The sequence below is a fragment of the Jeotgalibacillus proteolyticus genome, from assembly GCF_050107735.1.
GTDB lineage: Bacteria > Bacillota > Bacilli > Bacillales > Jeotgalibacillaceae > Jeotgalibacillus > Jeotgalibacillus proteolyticus_A.
On record NZ_JBNILO010000006.1, the window covers coordinates 40,912 to 56,190 of the forward strand.

17 protein-coding genes and 1 pseudogene are annotated in these 15,279 nt (G+C 43.4%); 13 read left to right on the top strand and 5 right to left on the bottom strand.

Translation table 11 applies throughout. The features are described from left to right. Window positions 1-89: 89 nt before the first annotated feature. A complete protein-coding gene (locus ACQCT8_RS10635) occupies window positions 90-590 on the bottom strand; it encodes a metallophosphoesterase family protein (protein WP_426870917.1) in 501 nt (166 codons plus the stop codon). A gap of 77 nt (window positions 591-667) precedes the next feature. On the opposite strand from ACQCT8_RS10635, the gene ACQCT8_RS10640 reads away from it, so the two are divergent. Further along, window positions 668-1,387 (top strand): GNAT family N-acetyltransferase, encoded by a 720-nt coding sequence (locus tag ACQCT8_RS10640; RefSeq protein ID WP_426870919.1) that lies wholly within the window; start codon window positions 668-670, stop codon window positions 1,385-1,387. 73 nt (window positions 1,388-1,460) lie between these two features. Next, window positions 1,461-2,090: a YtxH domain-containing protein gene (locus ACQCT8_RS10645; RefSeq protein WP_426870921.1), complete on the top strand. Its 630-nt coding sequence runs from the start codon at window positions 1,461-1,463 to the stop codon at window positions 2,088-2,090. A 145-nt stretch (window positions 2,091-2,235) separates the two neighbouring features. On the opposite strand, the gene ACQCT8_RS10650 is transcribed toward ACQCT8_RS10645, so the two are convergent. The 3 genes from ACQCT8_RS10650 to ACQCT8_RS10660 form a co-directional block, all read right to left on the bottom strand. Beyond that, window positions 2,236-3,423, bottom strand: a complete 1,188-nt coding sequence (locus ACQCT8_RS10650) for a chromate transporter (RefSeq protein WP_426870923.1) — start codon at window positions 3,421-3,423, stop codon at window positions 2,236-2,238. Window positions 3,424-3,438: 15 nt separating this feature from the next. After that, window positions 3,439-3,747: a PadR family transcriptional regulator gene (locus tag ACQCT8_RS10655; protein WP_426870925.1), complete on the bottom strand. Its 309-nt coding sequence runs from the start codon at window positions 3,745-3,747 to the stop codon at window positions 3,439-3,441. Between the two features lie 294 nt (window positions 3,748-4,041). Then, window positions 4,042-4,350, bottom strand: a complete 309-nt coding sequence (locus ACQCT8_RS10660; RefSeq protein WP_278240595.1) for a DUF3243 domain-containing protein — start codon at window positions 4,348-4,350, stop codon at window positions 4,042-4,044. A 155-nt stretch (window positions 4,351-4,505) separates the two neighbouring features. On the opposite strand from ACQCT8_RS10660, the gene ACQCT8_RS10665 reads away from it, so the two are divergent. Beyond that, complete coding sequence (locus tag ACQCT8_RS10665) at window positions 4,506-5,003, top strand: N-acetyltransferase family protein (protein ID WP_426870927.1); 498 nt, start codon at window positions 4,506-4,508, stop codon at window positions 5,001-5,003. A 107-nt stretch (window positions 5,004-5,110) separates the two neighbouring features. Then, a complete protein-coding gene (locus ACQCT8_RS10670; protein ID WP_426870929.1) occupies window positions 5,111-6,136 on the top strand; it encodes a ThiF family adenylyltransferase in 1,026 nt (341 codons plus the stop codon). A gap of 120 nt (window positions 6,137-6,256) precedes the next feature. On the opposite strand, the gene moaC is transcribed toward ACQCT8_RS10670, so the two are convergent. Then, window positions 6,257-6,772, bottom strand: coding sequence for a cyclic pyranopterin monophosphate synthase MoaC (gene moaC / locus ACQCT8_RS10675; protein ID WP_426870931.1), 516 nt, complete (start codon window positions 6,770-6,772; stop codon window positions 6,257-6,259). A 92-nt stretch (window positions 6,773-6,864) separates the two neighbouring features. Here moaC and glp point away from each other — a divergent pair, with 92 nt between their 5' ends. The 9 genes and pseudogenes from glp to ACQCT8_RS10720 form a co-directional block, all read left to right on the top strand. Next, entirely contained in the window at window positions 6,865-8,133 is a 1,269-nt protein-coding gene (gene glp / locus ACQCT8_RS10680; RefSeq protein WP_426870933.1) for a gephyrin-like molybdotransferase Glp, read from the top strand. Then, window positions 8,124-8,648 (top strand): molybdopterin-guanine dinucleotide biosynthesis protein B, encoded by a 525-nt coding sequence (gene mobB / locus ACQCT8_RS10685; protein WP_426870935.1) that lies wholly within the window; start codon window positions 8,124-8,126, stop codon window positions 8,646-8,648. Before glp ends, mobB begins: the two co-directional genes overlap by 10 nt. Further along, window positions 8,641-9,099, top strand: coding sequence for a molybdenum cofactor biosynthesis protein MoaE (locus tag ACQCT8_RS10690; RefSeq protein WP_426870937.1), 459 nt, complete (start codon window positions 8,641-8,643; stop codon window positions 9,097-9,099). The genes mobB and ACQCT8_RS10690 overlap by 8 nt, the downstream gene beginning before the upstream one ends. Next, window positions 9,096-9,326 (top strand): molybdopterin converting factor subunit 1, encoded by a 231-nt coding sequence (gene moaD / locus ACQCT8_RS10695; protein ID WP_426870939.1) that lies wholly within the window; start codon window positions 9,096-9,098, stop codon window positions 9,324-9,326. Before ACQCT8_RS10690 ends, moaD begins: the two co-directional genes overlap by 4 nt. Window positions 9,327-9,340: 14 nt before the next feature. Beyond that, a complete protein-coding gene (gene mobA / locus ACQCT8_RS10700) occupies window positions 9,341-9,937 on the top strand; it encodes a molybdenum cofactor guanylyltransferase (protein ID WP_426870941.1) in 597 nt (198 codons plus the stop codon). A 66-nt stretch (window positions 9,938-10,003) separates the two neighbouring features. Continuing rightward, a complete protein-coding gene (gene moaA / locus ACQCT8_RS10705; protein WP_426870943.1) occupies window positions 10,004-11,017 on the top strand; it encodes a GTP 3',8-cyclase MoaA in 1,014 nt (337 codons plus the stop codon). Between the two features lie 100 nt (window positions 11,018-11,117). Further along, window positions 11,118-11,624: a MogA/MoaB family molybdenum cofactor biosynthesis protein gene (locus ACQCT8_RS10710; RefSeq protein ID WP_426870945.1), complete on the top strand. Its 507-nt coding sequence runs from the start codon at window positions 11,118-11,120 to the stop codon at window positions 11,622-11,624. Window positions 11,625-11,757: 133 nt separating this feature from the next. Next, complete coding sequence (gene fdhF, locus ACQCT8_RS10715) at window positions 11,758-14,721, top strand: formate dehydrogenase subunit alpha (protein WP_426870947.1); 2,964 nt, start codon at window positions 11,758-11,760, stop codon at window positions 14,719-14,721. Continuing rightward, window positions 14,714-15,250 (top strand): annotated as a pseudogene (locus ACQCT8_RS10720) (DUF1641 domain-containing protein); the annotation flags it as partial. The gene fdhF and the pseudogene ACQCT8_RS10720, both read left to right, overlap by 8 nt. Window positions 15,251-15,279 lie beyond the last annotated feature (29 nt).

A 15,279-nucleotide genomic window follows, 5' to 3' on the forward strand; every position in this document is an offset into this window, starting at 1 on the left:
CCCCTTTTCTCTCAAAGTAAGCTGCCTGAATAAAGGAAAACCGAACATTGAAGGCGAAAGATTGTATAAGATTAACCAATCTTTAAGCTTCAGGTTTTTGAATCAAAATAAATATGCTCAATAGACCACTCATTTTCATTCACATGGAGATGACCAAAAGAAAAGTGCTTCTGTTTTCTTTTATCCGTCGGCGAACCGGGATTGAATAACACGGTTCCATTCACCTTTTTCTTAACGGGAATATGAGAGTGGCCGAAAATAAGGAGATCGGGGTTTTCATCTTTAAATGGTTCCATTGCCCGCTGTTCGGTGGTTTTCCCTTTTCCGTCTCCATGAGTGACGCCTATAGTCAAGGTGCCAAAGGTCAGCCTTATGACCTTTTCAAATCGCTCGTGAAGCGGTGGTTCATCCACATTTCCTGTCACTCCGTATAATGGAGCATATTTCTTTAATTCATCGGCTAATGCAGCTGTTTGCCAGTCTCCGGCATGAATGATTGCGTCTGCCTTGTGCAGATAAGACTCAAGAACTGGCGGGAGCGTTTTAGCCATTCTGGGCATATGCGTATCAGATAGTACAATGATATTCATTTTGTTCACTCCATTCACATTACATGTTAAACTATTGTATCAGTAGAATTGAAACGACATAAAGGAGATCCGAATGTATGCACCTATTTCAGGGAGAATTAACACATCAGCCAACAGATACAGTTCAACAATTTACTGTAAGACAGCTTGATCAGGAAGATGAGGGACTATTTTTTGAATTGCAGAACAAGATTTCGGAAGGCTTGGAAAACCCTGACATGCTGCAGCCGCTTACGAAAAATGAGCTTCTGTACATCCTGTCTGAGGGTGGAATCATGCTGGGTGCATTTGTGAATGATCACTTAATCGGTGCAAGAGCATTGCTCTATCCTGGTGAAGACAGTGAAAACATAGGTCATGACCTTGAATTGCCATACTATGAGCGGATGAAGGTGGTCCATCAGGAGATCTCTTTAGTACATACAGATTACCGCGGCAATCATCTTCAACAGACACTCGCCAAAGTGCTCATGCAGCAATTAAAGTATACGAATGATTTTTTTACTCATCTTTGCTGCACAGTTTCTCCATTAAATGTTCCGTCAATAAAAGACAAATTTTCTCAAGGACTTATGATTGTGCAGATGAAGGAGAAATATGAAGGAATAAGTCGATATATATTTTACAAACATCTGGTAAATGACTTTCCGGTTGATACATCATCTTATATTTATATTAGACTGGATAAAACCAGCCGTCATCGGGATTTTCTCCAAAAAGGATACGTAGGCATTTGGCTGGATCAGACCGAACTTGGTGATTGGATTGTATTTGCTAGACTTAAAGAGAAAAATTAAAAAGTTTATTTTCTGGTAAAGCGGGGAACTACAAAATTAACACATTAAAATTAATTTTATAGGAGGCATTACCATGGCACAAACTCAACAATATAATGCAACCAGCACAGAGGAAAAGAACAGCAAATTGCTTAAAGGCGTTTTAATAGGCGCAGTGATTGGTGGAGCAGTCACTATGCTTGATTCTACTACACGCAAATCTGTAGCTTCAGGCGGCAGGGGCGTAAAGGATTCAACTGTAGGGCTTGTAACCAAAGTAAAAGATAATCCTTCAGAGATTAAAAATGATCTGCAGGACCGATTAAAATCTGCTGCGAGCGTATTAAAAAATGCGATGAGTGATGCTCAAAGCTTATATGAAAGAGTGAACGAGGATGTTCTTCCTCAGGTGGACGAAATCAGAGAAAGTGCTTCTGATATCGTATCAACGGCAAAAGAAACAACGGAAGGCGTTAAAGATATTGGCAGCCAGGTAGCGGAAGCAGGCAGTGAAGTAACAGGAGACAGCGACGACAGCTTATCTTCTTCTTCAACTAATTCAACTTCTTCTAACCAAAACCGATCTGCGAACAGCCAGTCGGGTTCTACGAACACTGGATCATCAGCTGGCACAGGCACAGCTACATTAAATCCTAAAAGTGCAGAAACGGTAGCTGCTTCTCCAAAAGGAGATATTCCTGGAAACCGTACAAGAAGAAAATAATAGAAGAAAAAACCACCTGGCCAACTGGCAGGTGGTTTTTTTGATAATGTAAAACATTTACCCAAAGTCTGACGAATCTCAAAGGGCGTAGAAATGTCCTTTTTTGCATTTACTTATATTGGCTATTCCCCCGATACCGCTGTAGTTACCAAAGGTAGGAAATAATAGTTCCGCCAACTGCACCGCTTAAAACGATTACCCAAGGTGGCAGCTTCCAGAAAACCAGCATACTGAACAAAATCGCTGCAAAAGCAAAGTCAACAGGTTCCATAATGGAGCTTGTCCAGATTGGGAAGTAAAAGGCTGAAATTAAAATGCCGACTACTGCAGCGTTCACACCTGTCAGCGCTCCTTTAATAGAAGAATTCTGCCGCAGCTGATTCCAAAATGGAAGAGCGCCTAGAATCAATAAAAAGGCAGGAAGAAAAATAGCAAATGTAGCAAGCAAGCCTCCTGACCAGCCATCCATTACAGCGCCTAAGTAAGCTGCAAAAGTAAATAGAGGACCAGGTACTGCCTGCGCTGCCCCGTAGCCTGCCAAGAAATCTTCCTGGCTGATCCAGCCGGTCGGGACAAATTCACGTTCGAGAAGCGGGAGAACAACATGGCCTCCACCAAAAACAAGGGAACCAGCCCGGTAAAAGCTGTCGAACATAGCCATCCACCCCCACTGAGTGGCTTCTCTCAAGATCGGCAGAAGGAGCAATAAACCGAAAAACAAGACTAGACAAGCAGCACCAAACTTCTTTGAAATGGGGAAAGAAAATGATTTTTTTTCTTCAGCTTGCTGACCTTTAAATAAAATCCAGCCAATAACCCCTGCGAGTAGAATCACAAGGATCTGTGAATACGTTGTTTGCCAGAGCAAAGTGATTGTCAGCGCGAGCAGTGCGATCGCTTTACGGTTTAAATCCGGTGTAAGATTTTTGGCCATTCCCAAAATGGCATGAGCGACAACAGCAACTGCCACAATTTTCAAGCCCTGCAGCCATCCTGCGTTACTGGCATCAAAGCTCTGCACAGCGAGAGCAAATAATATAAGAACCAGAACGGAAGGCAAAGTAAACCCGATAAACGAAACAATTCCTCCAATCGTGCCGGCACGGAGGACTCCTATCCCAATGCCCACCTGACTGCTTGCAGGTCCAGGGAGAAATTGGCATAAAGCCACAAGATCTGCGTACGTTTTTTCATCGATCCATTTTCTACGGCGGACATATTCATCATGAAAATAGCCTAAATGGGCGACAGGTCCGCCGAATGACGTAAGCCCAAGCCTTGTGGAAATAAGTAAAAGTTGAATAAGTGTCTGAAAAGTTACTCGTTCTTTCATAATCGTCTCCTAACCTTAATCATTAATTTCCTTTATTAGTTCTTTTGCTTTCACCCTTGCTTCTTCAAGTACTTTTATTCCCTTCGTTGTGGCAGAATAATATTTGCGTATTTTCCCATCCGTTACCTTTTCGTATTTTGTGACTAAACCATCTTTTTCCATGGAATGCAAAATGGGATAGAGGGTGCCGGATGACATGGTATACCCATGCTCCTGGAGTTCCTGTACCATCCAGGCACCATAAATGGGTTCTTCTTTAGCATGATGCAAAATATGAATCTGGATAAAACCAAGAAATAGTTTGCGTAGAACTTTATCCTCCAAATAGAATCTCCTCTTCCTTACTATTGTAAATCGATATCGATATTCTACATTGAAGTTTAGCAGGACGGGCTGCGGCTGTGAAGCTTCAGGAGGATTATTTACGAATTCTTAACTTTCTACATTAGAAGAAGCGGTAGCGCTGTAAATAAACCATTTTGTGGGGGTGAAATAGTCATTCCTGCACAGGAACTAATAGGATTGTGAACGATTACTATTAAAATCAAGAAAAAAAGGTGACCCTGCATCTGCATAAAAGCAGATACAGGGTCACCCTCTATTTTTCAGCTGCATCGATTAATTAGTTGTTTGTGCTAAACGGACAAGCAGATGTGCAAGCTGATGGCGCTGATCTTTGTCTCCAACTTTCCATAGCTCCTGAAGAAGTTTTTCCTCGCGGTTGCGCGGATCTTCGTTTTTCGATAGGTAGTCTCCGACTTTTTCTGCACCTTTAGCGAGTGATTCTTCGCCTAATCCAAGCTTTTCACCTTTAGATACCTGGTCGCCAAGATAGTTTTTAAAGCGGTCAAAATTCTGAAGGATATCTTCTTTTTTTTCATTATCAGTCTGTTGAATCTCTTTTTCTACTTTATTTTCGATACTCATGATAAAACCTCCTGATATTTCTATTTTTGGTTACAGTTTATGGATACCCGGCATGCTAAAATCAAAACCTGACGATGTGCTTTAAAAAGGGTAATATCTTCATAAGTGAAATTCCTTTATAATTCAATAAACAGATTAAGAGAAAGGGAGATAAGATGATCATTCAGCTAACAGGCCAGCACGCAAAAGAGTATAGAGAGTTAAGACTGCAGGCACTTCTGCAAAATCCAGAAGCCTTTGCAGCCAGCTATGAAGAAGAAAAAGAATTATCCGTCGAAGCATTTCAAGCGCGTCTAGACATTCCTTATTTATTTACATTCGGTGGATGGATCGAGGAAAAACTCGTGGGGACCGTTACACTTATTCCACAGCAAAAAGAAAAACTCCGGCATAAATCAGATATCGTGGCAATGTACGTGGATCCTCGATACAGACAAAAAGGAATTGGCAGAAAGCTAATGGAAAAAGCGATTCAAAAAGCGGGTGAATTAAAGGAAGTGGAACAGCTGCTGTTGACTGTAGTGGAATCAAATGCAAATGCGAAAAGCTTATATACTTCGCTGGGATTTAAACCATATGGCCTGGAAAAAAAGGCGCTTAAACTAAACGGAGTTTATATTGATGAAGAATATATGAAACTCGAAATGAACTAAAACCAAATTCTTGTTCCCATGTCTAATTATTGCTATGTTTAAAGGACACTTTTCAACTAAATGCCATTCTGTACATAACAAGTCAAATAGGAAAAGGGGGGAGATCAATGACAGACGATCGATATTCAAGACAGGAACTCTTTCGTCCAATTGGTGAAGAAGGACAGCAATTACTCAAAAAGAAGCATGTCCTGCTTGTCGGAGCAGGAGCTCTTGGCACAGGAAACGCAGAGTCTCTTGTACGCGCTGGAGTGGGCAAGCTGACCATCGTGGACCGAGATTACGTCGAGATCAGCAATCTGCAGCGGCAGCAATTATACAGCGAGCTCGATGCACAAAAAAAGCTGCCTAAAGCCATAGCAGCAAAATACAGACTTGAACAAATTAATCATACTGTGAAAGTAGAGTCGCATGTACTTGATGCGACCTGGACTGACCTGCTGGAATTAGCAGGTGAAGCAGATTTAATTCTGGATGCGACAGATAATTATGAGACGCGGCTGATCCTAAATGATGTATCACATAAACTGGGAATTCCATGGATTTATGGAGCTTGTGTAGGAAGCAGTGGAATGACGTTTACCATTATTCCAGGTGAGACCCCGTGTTTTCAATGCTTATGGAATAAAATGCCGACTGCAGGCGGGCAGACCTGTGATACAGCCGGGATTATCAGTCCGGCAGTGGGAATGGTTGTGTCTTATCAAACAACGGAAGCACTGAAATTATTGGTGGAGGACAAAGGGTCGCTTAGCGGAAAATTAATTACGTTTGATCTGTGGCAAAATACACATGCAGCCATTCAAGTCGGAAAACGTAAAAGCAGCATGTGTCCAACCTGTGGAACTCAGCCGACCTATCCGTATTTATCTGCTGAACATACTATGAAAACAGCGGTGCTATGCGGAAGGGATACTGTACAAATCCGTCCTGCTGTGAAGAAAAATCTTCATTTGCCGGATTTAAATGCAATCTTTACTACACAAGGGCTGCCTGTGCAGTACAATCATTTTTTATTGAGTGTGGAAATGAATGAAAAACGGATGGTGGTCTTTGAAGATGGCCGGGTGCTTATTCATGGTACAAACGACGTTGCAGAAGCGAAAAAGATATACCATAGAATTTTCAGCTGAGAAAAAATCCCTCTGGTCCGTTTGCCTGGACGAGAGGGAAAACCAGCTGCAGAACGTTTCGCCCTCCTGTAAGAGGGGAACAACTGAATAAGTATAATCATGTACTTTCCTTGCTTTTGATCAGGGTCGTTCATCCATATGCATAGCTGGAATCATCCGGCGGTGATAATCTCCATTTTTTCCTCCTGTTTTTTCCTTTAAAAAAGCAGGTCCGATTACCATCCCTTTATCAAGCGCCTTGCACATATCATAAACAGTTAACGCACAAACGGATGCAGCCGTTAAAGCCTCCATTTCCACACCTGTACCTCCGGTTGTTTTGACTGTTGCAACAATGATAAGCTCGAAGCTTTCTTTTTTCTGCTCCCAGCTGAAAGAGATGTCAACAGCACTGAGAGAGATAGGGTGGCACATTGGTATAAGAGATGCGGTCTGCTTTGCAGCCATAATGCCGGCTACCTGGGAGACACTTAAAACGTCCCCTTTTTTCATGGTTTGATTCGTAATATTTTGATAGATTTCGGGATTAACCAGTACACTGGTTTGAGCGGCTGCAGAGCGGACTGTGTGCGTTTTCTCGGAGATATCCACCATTTTTGCTCTGCCCTGCTCATTAAAATGTGTAAACTCTGCCATAGGAGCACCTCATTTACTCGTCATATTCGTCATTGTATCATGTCAGTTCAATTAATCGCAGGTTTAAATAGTGAAGAAGGGAGAGCCGCGCCATGGTTGAGAAAAGAAAGCCCATTCCGGTAGCAGAAGCGGTGAGCCGTGTCATCACTCTTGCAGGTTCAGGCAAAACAGAAAAAGTACATATTGAAGAATCATACGGCAGAACCCTTGCTGTGGACATTAAAGCTTTGCATCCCGTTCCGCCTTTTGACCGGTCCCCTTACGACGGGTTTGCCATCCGGGCAGAAGATTCAACTCATGCAACAAGACAGCACCCTGTCACATTTATGATTACAGAGACAATCGGTGCCGGCTTTGTCGCTTCAAAAAAAGTAAATGCGTTTGAAGCTGCGAGGATTATGACTGGAGCAAAAATACCGGATGAGTGTGATGCGGTGGTAATGCTTGAATTAACAGCCCAATCCTCGAAGGACGGGCAGGAGAGTATGTCAATCAAACGGGCCTTTCAAAAAGGGGATAATATCTCGTTCACAGGAGAAGACACAAAAGAGGGTGAGGTGCTCGTTCAGAAAGGAACGAAAATCACACCTGGTGTAGTGGCTGTTCTGGCGACCTTTGGCTATGAGTTTGTGGAGGTAGCCAAAAAGCCTTTAATAGGAGTTTTTGCTACCGGCTCTGAGCTGCTTGATGTAAGTGAACAATTGCAGCCAGGCAAAATCCGCAATAGCAATGCCTATATGGCAGCTGCACAGATTAGGGCTGCCGGTGGAGAAGTCAAAATGTTTGGAAAGCTGGATGATGATCTTGAAGGCTGCTTTTCATCCATTCAGAAGGCAATAGACGAGGTAGACATGCTGATTACTACCGGCGGCGTTTCTGTCGGAGATTTTGATTTCCTTCCTGCCATTTACGACAGACTTGGCGCAGATGTATTATTTAACAAGATCGCAATGAGACCCGGCAGTGTCACAACGGTTGCTCATCTTAAAGGGAAACTACTTTTTGGCTTATCAGGAAACCCCTCTGCTTGTTTTGTTGGTTTTGAGCTGTATGTCAGGCCAGTCATAAATCTTCGTTTATTCAATACCAAGCCGCATTTGTTAAAAGTGACGGCGCGATTATCAAAGGATTTTCCTAAACCAAATCCTTTTACACGATTTGTCCGCAGCCGGCTTTCTTATGATGAAAGAGGAGTATGGGCCGGCCCAAATGGATTTGATAAGTCAAGTGCCGTCACATCTCTTGCCGGTACCGATTGTTTTATCGTGCTGCCGGGAGGAACAAGAGGCTACGAAGAGGGAGATCAGGTGGACGTGCTGCTTCTTGAATCAACTGAAGGCAGTGAGTGGCCATGGGAGTAGACTTTCCGGTTGTTCAAATCGTCGGCTATCAAAACAGCGGCAAAACCACTGCAGCACAGCGGCTGATTAAAAGCGCTGTGAAAGCGGGGTTCCGGCTGGGGACCATTAAACACCATGGACATGGCGGTGAGCCTGATGGAACTCTGTCGTCAAAAGACAGCCATAAGCATATGCAGGCAGGTGCAGCTCTCAGCGCGGTTGAAGGAGACGGTGTATTACAGCTCGCAAACCAAAAAGGGCAGTGGACTCTCGAAGAGCTAACGGCTATTTATAAAGCCCTTCGTGCAGATGGCATCCTCATCGAAGGCTATAAAAAAGCCCACTACCCGAAAATTGTGATGCTTGGCAAACAGGAAGATGCTTCACTGTTAAAAGATCTGACAAATATCGTACTGATTCTTCGGGAGAAAACAGTGGAAATAGAGGACCTATCCATCCCTGTTTTTTTAAGAGACGAACATGAAAAATACTGTGGGTGGTTTGTCGATTTTTTAAGGGGGAAAATTTATGTATAGGATCACTTCTCAGCCGATCGAGGTGGAAGAAGTAACAAAGAAAGTCATTCGTCCTGAGGCAGGAGCCGTTGTGAACTTTATCGGAACCGCCCGGGAGTTTACGAAGGGAAAAAGAACGCTGTCTCTTCAATACGAAGCGTACCCGGAAATGGCAGAAAAGCAATTAGAGAAAATAGGCGATGAAATTAAAGAAAAATGGCCGGATGCCGTCACTGCGATTACGCACCGTACAGGAAAGCTGGCTATTTCAGATATAGCCGTTGTCATTGCAGTCTCGACTCCTCATCGAAAGGATGCCTACTTGGCAAATGAATATGCGATCGAGCGGATCAAGCAAATCGTGCCGATATGGAAAAAGGAATATTGGGAAGACGGAGAAGCATGGATAGGAGATCAGCTTGAAAAAACACCTTATTCAAATGGGGAACCCGGGGAGGTGAAGCCCTTATGATACACATTCAATGTTTTGCGCATTTAAGAGAACAGACCGGACAGGATACGATCACTCTTGAGCAAACCTCGCTTTCTGTGGCTGAACTGCTGGCAGAACTTTCTTCACGCTATGCTATCGAAACGGAGTCACTAATGGTCGCTATAAATGAAGAATATGCTGCACCTGAAGATCGGGTATCCCAAAGCGATCGTGTGGCCTTGATTCCACCAGTCAGCGGCGGGTAAAGGAGAGAAAAAAAGTGGGAGAAAAATGCATCGGCGTTATTTTATCGGGCGGGGGATCTACACGTTTCGGTGAACCGAAAGCGTTTGCTGAAATGAACGGCAAACCATTTTATCAGCATGCAGCAGACGCGCTTTCTCCTTACACAGAAGAAATACTGGTCGTCAGTCATCCTGATTTAAAAGACCGCTTTGAAAACGAAACAGCGTATTCTGTTATACAGGATCAAGAGCCTTTTATAGAAAAAGGTCCTTTATCGGGTATTTATACTGCAATGCAGCAAAGGGACGCACAATGGTATTTCGTTCTTGCCTGTGACATGCCATTTTTTAATGCGGAGGCGGCTGGAAAACTTTTCAGGTATCTTTCGAGCGGCATTCAAGGTGTCATTCCTTGTTCTGATAACAGACTGCAGCCCTTATGTGCTATTTATCATAGAGATACCCTGCTTCATTTAACCAACCAATTAGCCTCGGGGAGCTACCGCATGATGGAATGGATTGAGCGCTTTCATGCTAAGACAGTGTCAGAAGAAGAGTCCGGTATAAGAAAACGGGCTTTTGAAAATATAAATGACCAACTGGAATTTGAACATCTGAAAAAGAATGAATAGTATTATTCTGCTTGCATTCTAGTGCGTTTTAAATGAGTCACAGGTGCTTAAGAAAGGAGATTGAACATGACCGAACCAGTACGGGACGTTTATTCAAGACCTCTTAGAGATATCAGAATATCGGTTACGGATCAATGCAATTTCCGTTGCTCCTATTGTATGCCAGCTGAAATTTTCGGACCGGATTTTGCCTTTCTTCCTAAAGAAGCGTATTTATCATTTGATGAAATCTGTCAGCTTGTCCGATCAATGGCAGAGCTTGGCGTGGAAAAAGTCCGCTTAACAGGCGGTGAGCCGCTGCTCAGGAAAGATCTGCATGAGCTGATTGAAAAACTGTATGCCATTGAGGGAATTCAGGATATTGCCTTGACCACCAATGCGATGATGCTTCCAAAGTATGCAGAAAAATTAAAAGCAGCAGGTCTCCAGCGTGTCAATGTCAGCATGGATGCGATTGAAGAAGACGTATTTAAAAAAATGAATGGTAGAAATGTCAGCACAAAACCGGTTTTAAAAGGGATATCTGCGGCACTGAATGCCGGTCTTGAGGTAAAAATTAATATGGTCGTGCAAAAGGGCGTGAATGACGACCAGATTATTCCAATGGCCTCGTATTTCAAAGACCGGAACATTACACTCAGATTTATCGAGTTTATGGATGTAGGCAGTACAAACGGCTGGAAGCTATCATCTGTAGTAACAAAAAAAGAGATTATTGAGCGTTTGAATGAGAAGTTCAAGGTAATTCCTCTTGATGAAGCCTATTATGGTGAAGTAGCGAGCCGCTACCGCTATGCCGGCACTTCTTCTGAAGTAGGAGTGATTTCTTCCGTTTCAGATTCTTTTTGTTCCACTTGCACCCGTGCAAGAATATCAGCTGACGGACGATTTTATACATGCTTATTTGCATCAGATGGCTTTGATTTAAAAGCATTTATGAGAAATACTTCCACTAGTGAAGAGATAACAGACAAAATTGCTCTTCTGTGGAACAAGCGAAAAGACCGTTATTCTGATGAACGGACAGAAGAGACCGCGAAAAACAGAAAGAAAATTGAGATGTCGTATATCGGGGGTTAGCCCAAGGGCAGTGCGGAATAGATTCCGTCTGTCTTTTTTGGCGTTGGAATACCCAGCCAATTTAAACTAAAAAATGCTGGTAAAGTGGAGGAATGAAAATATGTTGTCTGAACACAGAAAAAAGTCTGCCGGACCCGTCACCTGCAAAGTCATAACCGTCAGTGATACACGAACAGAAGAAACAGATAAAAGCGGGAAGAAAATAATTAATCTGCTGAAAGAAAATGAGCACACAGTGAAAAGCTATGAAATTACTGCGGATGAAAAACTCCTTATTCAAAGAGCTGTTCAAAGCGGCATACAGGACCCTGAAATTGATGCAATCCTCTTAAATGGGGGAACAGGGTTTTCCAAAAGAGATGTAACCATTGAAGCTGTTACCCCTCTTTTAGAAAAAGAATTAATCGGCTTTGGAGAAATTTTTCGCTGCTTAAGCTATACAGAAGATATCGGTTCAGCGGCCATCTTATCAAGAGCTGTCGCAGGAACTGTAAAAGAAACGGTGATCTTTGCGATGCCTGGCTCAACGGGTGCAGTTAAGCTTGCGCTAAACAAACTTATTTTGCCGGAAATTGGCCATATTGTAATGGAAATTAATAAGCAGTAAGAAAGGCGGAGCCCTGAAAGAATCGGAAAATTACGACATAATAGGACCGATGACGTTTTAATTTATTCCTTTAGGGTAGCAAAGTAAAAAGACTGTTTTTTGAAAAAACATTAAATTATGGGGAGAGATGATCGTGCCGGATCAGAAGAGAGTCAATATTAATGGAAAAGACGTTCATGTCGGTGAAGAACAAACCGTTCTCCAGGCGCTGACAGAGCATTCCATTGAAGTGCCGCAGGTTTGCTATCATCCAAGTCTGGGTCCTATTGAAACATGCGATACCTGTATTGTGCAGGTAAACGGGGAATTTGTCCGATCCTGTTCTACGTCATTAAACGAAGGAGATGTAGTGGACACCGAACATAAGGATGTAAAAGAAGCCCAAGTGATCGGCATGGACCGCATTTTGAAAAATCATGAACTATACTGCACAGTTTGTGACTATAACAATGGAAGCTGCGAAATACATAATACAGTTAAAGATATGAAGATTAATCACCAAAGTATGCCATTTGAAGAAAAACCATTTGAAGTAGATGATTCCAATCCGTTTTACCGCTATGATCCGGATCAATGCATCCTGTGCGGACGCTGCGTGGAAGCCTGTCAGGATGTTCAGGTCACAGAAACGCTGACAATCGACTGGAATTTAAAAAAGCCCCGCGTGATTTGGGACAAGGACTCCAAAATAAATGAATCCTCCTGTGTATCCTGCGGACATTGTTCTACCGTTTGTCCATGTAATGCCATGATGGAAAAGGGAATGGAAGGGGAAGCCGGTTTCCTCACAGGAATCGCTAAAAAGACTCTTCGTCCAATGATTGAAATTACAAAAAATGTAGAAACAGGCTACGGCTCCATTCTGGCAATTTCTGATATGGAATCTGCCATGCGTGACGAGAGAATTAAAAAAACAAAAACGGTTTGTACGTATTGCGGTGTAGGCTGCAGCTTTGATGTCTGGACAAAGGACCGCAAAATTTTAAAAGTGGAGCCTCAGGCTGAAGCACCTGCAAATGGCATCTCGACCTGTGTAAAAGGGAAATTCGGCTGGGATTTTGTTAACAGCGAAGAACGCATCACAAAACCGCTCATCCGTGAAGGAGATGCCTTCCGTGAAGCTGAATGGGAGGAAGCTCTACAGCTTATTACGTCTAAGTTCTCTCAGGCAAAGCAAGAGCACGGACCAGACTCGATGGCCTTTATCTCTTCTTCCAAATGTACAAATGAAGAATCATATGTCATGCAGAAGCTTGCCCGTTCCGTTATTGGGACCAATAACGTGGACAATTGCTCCCGTTATTGTCAAACTCCTGCAACCATGGGACTTTTCAGAACAGTAGGCCACGGTGGAGACTCTGGATCCATTACAGATATTGAAAAAGCAGAGCTCGTTCTGATTGTTGGATCGAACACTGCTGAATCCCACCCGGTTCTTGCTACACGAGTAAAGCGCTCGCACAAATTAAAAGGGCAGAAACTGTTTGTCGCAGATCTCAGAAAGCATGAAATGGCAGATCGCGCAGATCTCTTTATCCAGCCGAAATCAGGTACGGATATTGTATGGCTTTCTGCCGTGACCAAATACATCGTGGATCAGGGCTGGGCTGATAAAACCTTCCTTGAAAACCGGGTCAACGGTCTTCAGGAGTATGTTGCCAGCTTAGAAAAATACACAATGGAGTATGCGGCAGAGACGACAGGAATCGACAAAGAAACCCTGATCTTTATGGCTGAACAAATCGTGGAGGTAAAAACGGTATCTGTTTTATGGGCCATGGGTGTCACGCAGCATCTTGGTGGAAGCGATACCAGCACAGCCATATCAAACCTTCTGCTGATTACAGGAAATTACGGGAAGCCAGGTGCCGGAAGCTATCCTCTTCGCGGTCATAATAATGTTCAAGGTGCCAGCGACTTTGGCAGTATGCCAGATCGTTTTCCTGGATATGAAAAAGTTACAGATGATGCCGTTCGTGCTAAATATGAAGAAAAATGGGGAGGACCTTTACCGTCCGAGCCAGGATTAAATAACCACGAGATGATCGCTGCTGTTCACTCCGGTGATCTAAAAATGATGTATTTAAAAGGCGAGGACATGGGAATGGTGGATTCAAACTTAAACTATGTTCATGAGGCTTTTGAAAAGCTTGATTTCTTTGTTGTCCAGGATATTTTCCTTTCCAAAACAGCTGAATTTGCAGATGTGGTGCTGCCGGCCAGTCCAAGCTTTGAAAAAGAAGGCACCTTTACGAATACCGAAAGAAGAATCCAGCGTTTGTATCAGGTGATGAATCCATTAGGGGACTCAAAACCGGACTGGAAAATCATTCAGGAAATTGCGAACCGTCTTGGAGGAGATTGGACCTTTAATCATCCGAGCGAAATTATGGCAGAAGCAGCTTCTCTTTCTCCGCTTTATGCAGGAGTAACCTATGAGCGTCTTGAAGGCTACAAGAGTCTTCAGTGGCCTGTAGCTGCAGATGGCACTGACTCACCGCTACTATTCACAGAAGATTTCCCGTTTCCGGATGGCAAAGCAAGGTTATTCCCTGTTGAATGGACCAAGCCTCTTGATTTCGATCAGGAATACGATATTCACGTAAACAATGGACGTTTGCTTGAACATTTCCATGAGGGCAATATGACGTATAAATCTAAAGGCATTACCTCTAAAACACCGAAAGCATTTTTGGAGGTATCACCTGAGCTTGCAAAAGAAAGAGGGCTTGAGGATGGCACACTGGTCCGCCTCACTTCCCCATACGGGCATGTAAAAGTAGAGTGCCTAGTTACGGACCGAGTAAAAGGAAAAGAAGTCTACCTTCCTATGAACGATTCAGGAGAAGCCGCAATCAACTTTCTAACAAGCAGTCATGCCGACAAAGATACAGATACTCCTGCGTATAAGGAAATCAGTGCAAAGCTTGAGATTCTCAGACCAAAAGGGGAAAGCCCATTGCCTAGAATCAACCATCGAAATGGAAATCCGCAGCCGCAAATCGGTGTGCAAGTGGAAGAAAAATGGAAGCGCAAGGATTACATCTTCCCTGGTGATCTGGTGAAGATTAAGAAGGAGTCGAGCTACCGTGGCTAAAGCAACGAAAGTCATTCACCGTCTTCAGGTAAGTGAAGAAGAGCTCCGGAAAAGTGAATTGGAATCAATTGAAAACATGCTTCTGGCCAATAAAGAGGCGATTCAGGAAACATTTAAAATCCTGAACCACCTCCAGGACCGGGGGATTTTGGAAATGGGGACCGCGCTCCTCTCCCAGGGAGACAAGGTAATGGATATTCTGGTTAAAACAGCGGATTCTCCTGAAACAACCAACACGCTGAAAAATCTCCTGCTGATGCTTGGAACATTAGGAACGTTGAATGTTCAGCAGCTAGAGCCATTAATTTTAAAAGTTAATACGGGTATTGCCCGCATTTCGGAGCTATCAGAGGAAGAGGAGAAGGGCGGTTACTTCACCCTTCTCCGGTCATTAACTGATCCGGACGTAAAAAGAGCGATGGCTGTAGGCATCACCTTCTTGAAAGGGATTGGTGAAAAGCAGGATGACCTTGAACGCACAACTAAAACGCCAGAGGATCAGCAGCATGAACAAAATGCTCAGGAAGAATCGGGCGGAGTACAAAGAACGGTTGGAAG

Excerpts from the sequence above, each read along its gene's own strand:
- ACQCT8_RS10690 (WP_426870937.1), top strand. The coding sequence starts at position 8,641 with ATGTATAGGATCACTTCTCAGCCGATCGAGGTGGAAGAAGTAACAAAG.
- ACQCT8_RS10645 (WP_426870921.1), top strand. The coding sequence starts at position 1,461 with ATGGCACAAACTCAACAATATAATGCAACCAGCACAGAGGAAAAGAAC.
- moaD (WP_426870939.1), top strand. The coding sequence starts at position 9,096 with ATGATACACATTCAATGTTTTGCGCATTTAAGAGAACAGACCGGACAG.
- glp (WP_426870933.1), top strand. The coding sequence starts at position 6,865 with ATGGTTGAGAAAAGAAAGCCCATTCCGGTAGCAGAAGCGGTGAGCCGT.
- ACQCT8_RS10640 (WP_426870919.1), top strand. The coding sequence starts at position 668 with ATGCACCTATTTCAGGGAGAATTAACACATCAGCCAACAGATACAGTT.
- ACQCT8_RS10660 (WP_278240595.1), bottom strand. The coding sequence starts at position 4,350 with ATGAGTATCGAAAATAAAGTAGAAAAAGAGATTCAACAGACTGATAAT.
- ACQCT8_RS10650 (WP_426870923.1), bottom strand. The coding sequence starts at position 3,423 with ATGAAAGAACGAGTAACTTTTCAGACACTTATTCAACTTTTACTTATT.
- ACQCT8_RS10710 (WP_426870945.1), top strand. The coding sequence starts at position 11,118 with ATGTTGTCTGAACACAGAAAAAAGTCTGCCGGACCCGTCACCTGCAAA.
- ACQCT8_RS10670 (WP_426870929.1), top strand. The coding sequence starts at position 5,111 with ATGACAGACGATCGATATTCAAGACAGGAACTCTTTCGTCCAATTGGT.
- mobB (WP_426870935.1), top strand. The coding sequence starts at position 8,124 with ATGGGAGTAGACTTTCCGGTTGTTCAAATCGTCGGCTATCAAAACAGC.
- ACQCT8_RS10665 (WP_426870927.1), top strand. The coding sequence starts at position 4,506 with ATGATCATTCAGCTAACAGGCCAGCACGCAAAAGAGTATAGAGAGTTA.
- ACQCT8_RS10635 (WP_426870917.1), bottom strand. The coding sequence starts at position 590 with ATGAATATCATTGTACTATCTGATACGCATATGCCCAGAATGGCTAAA.
- moaC (WP_426870931.1), bottom strand. The coding sequence starts at position 6,772 with ATGGCAGAGTTTACACATTTTAATGAGCAGGGCAGAGCAAAAATGGTG.
- moaA (WP_426870943.1), top strand. The coding sequence starts at position 10,004 with ATGACCGAACCAGTACGGGACGTTTATTCAAGACCTCTTAGAGATATC.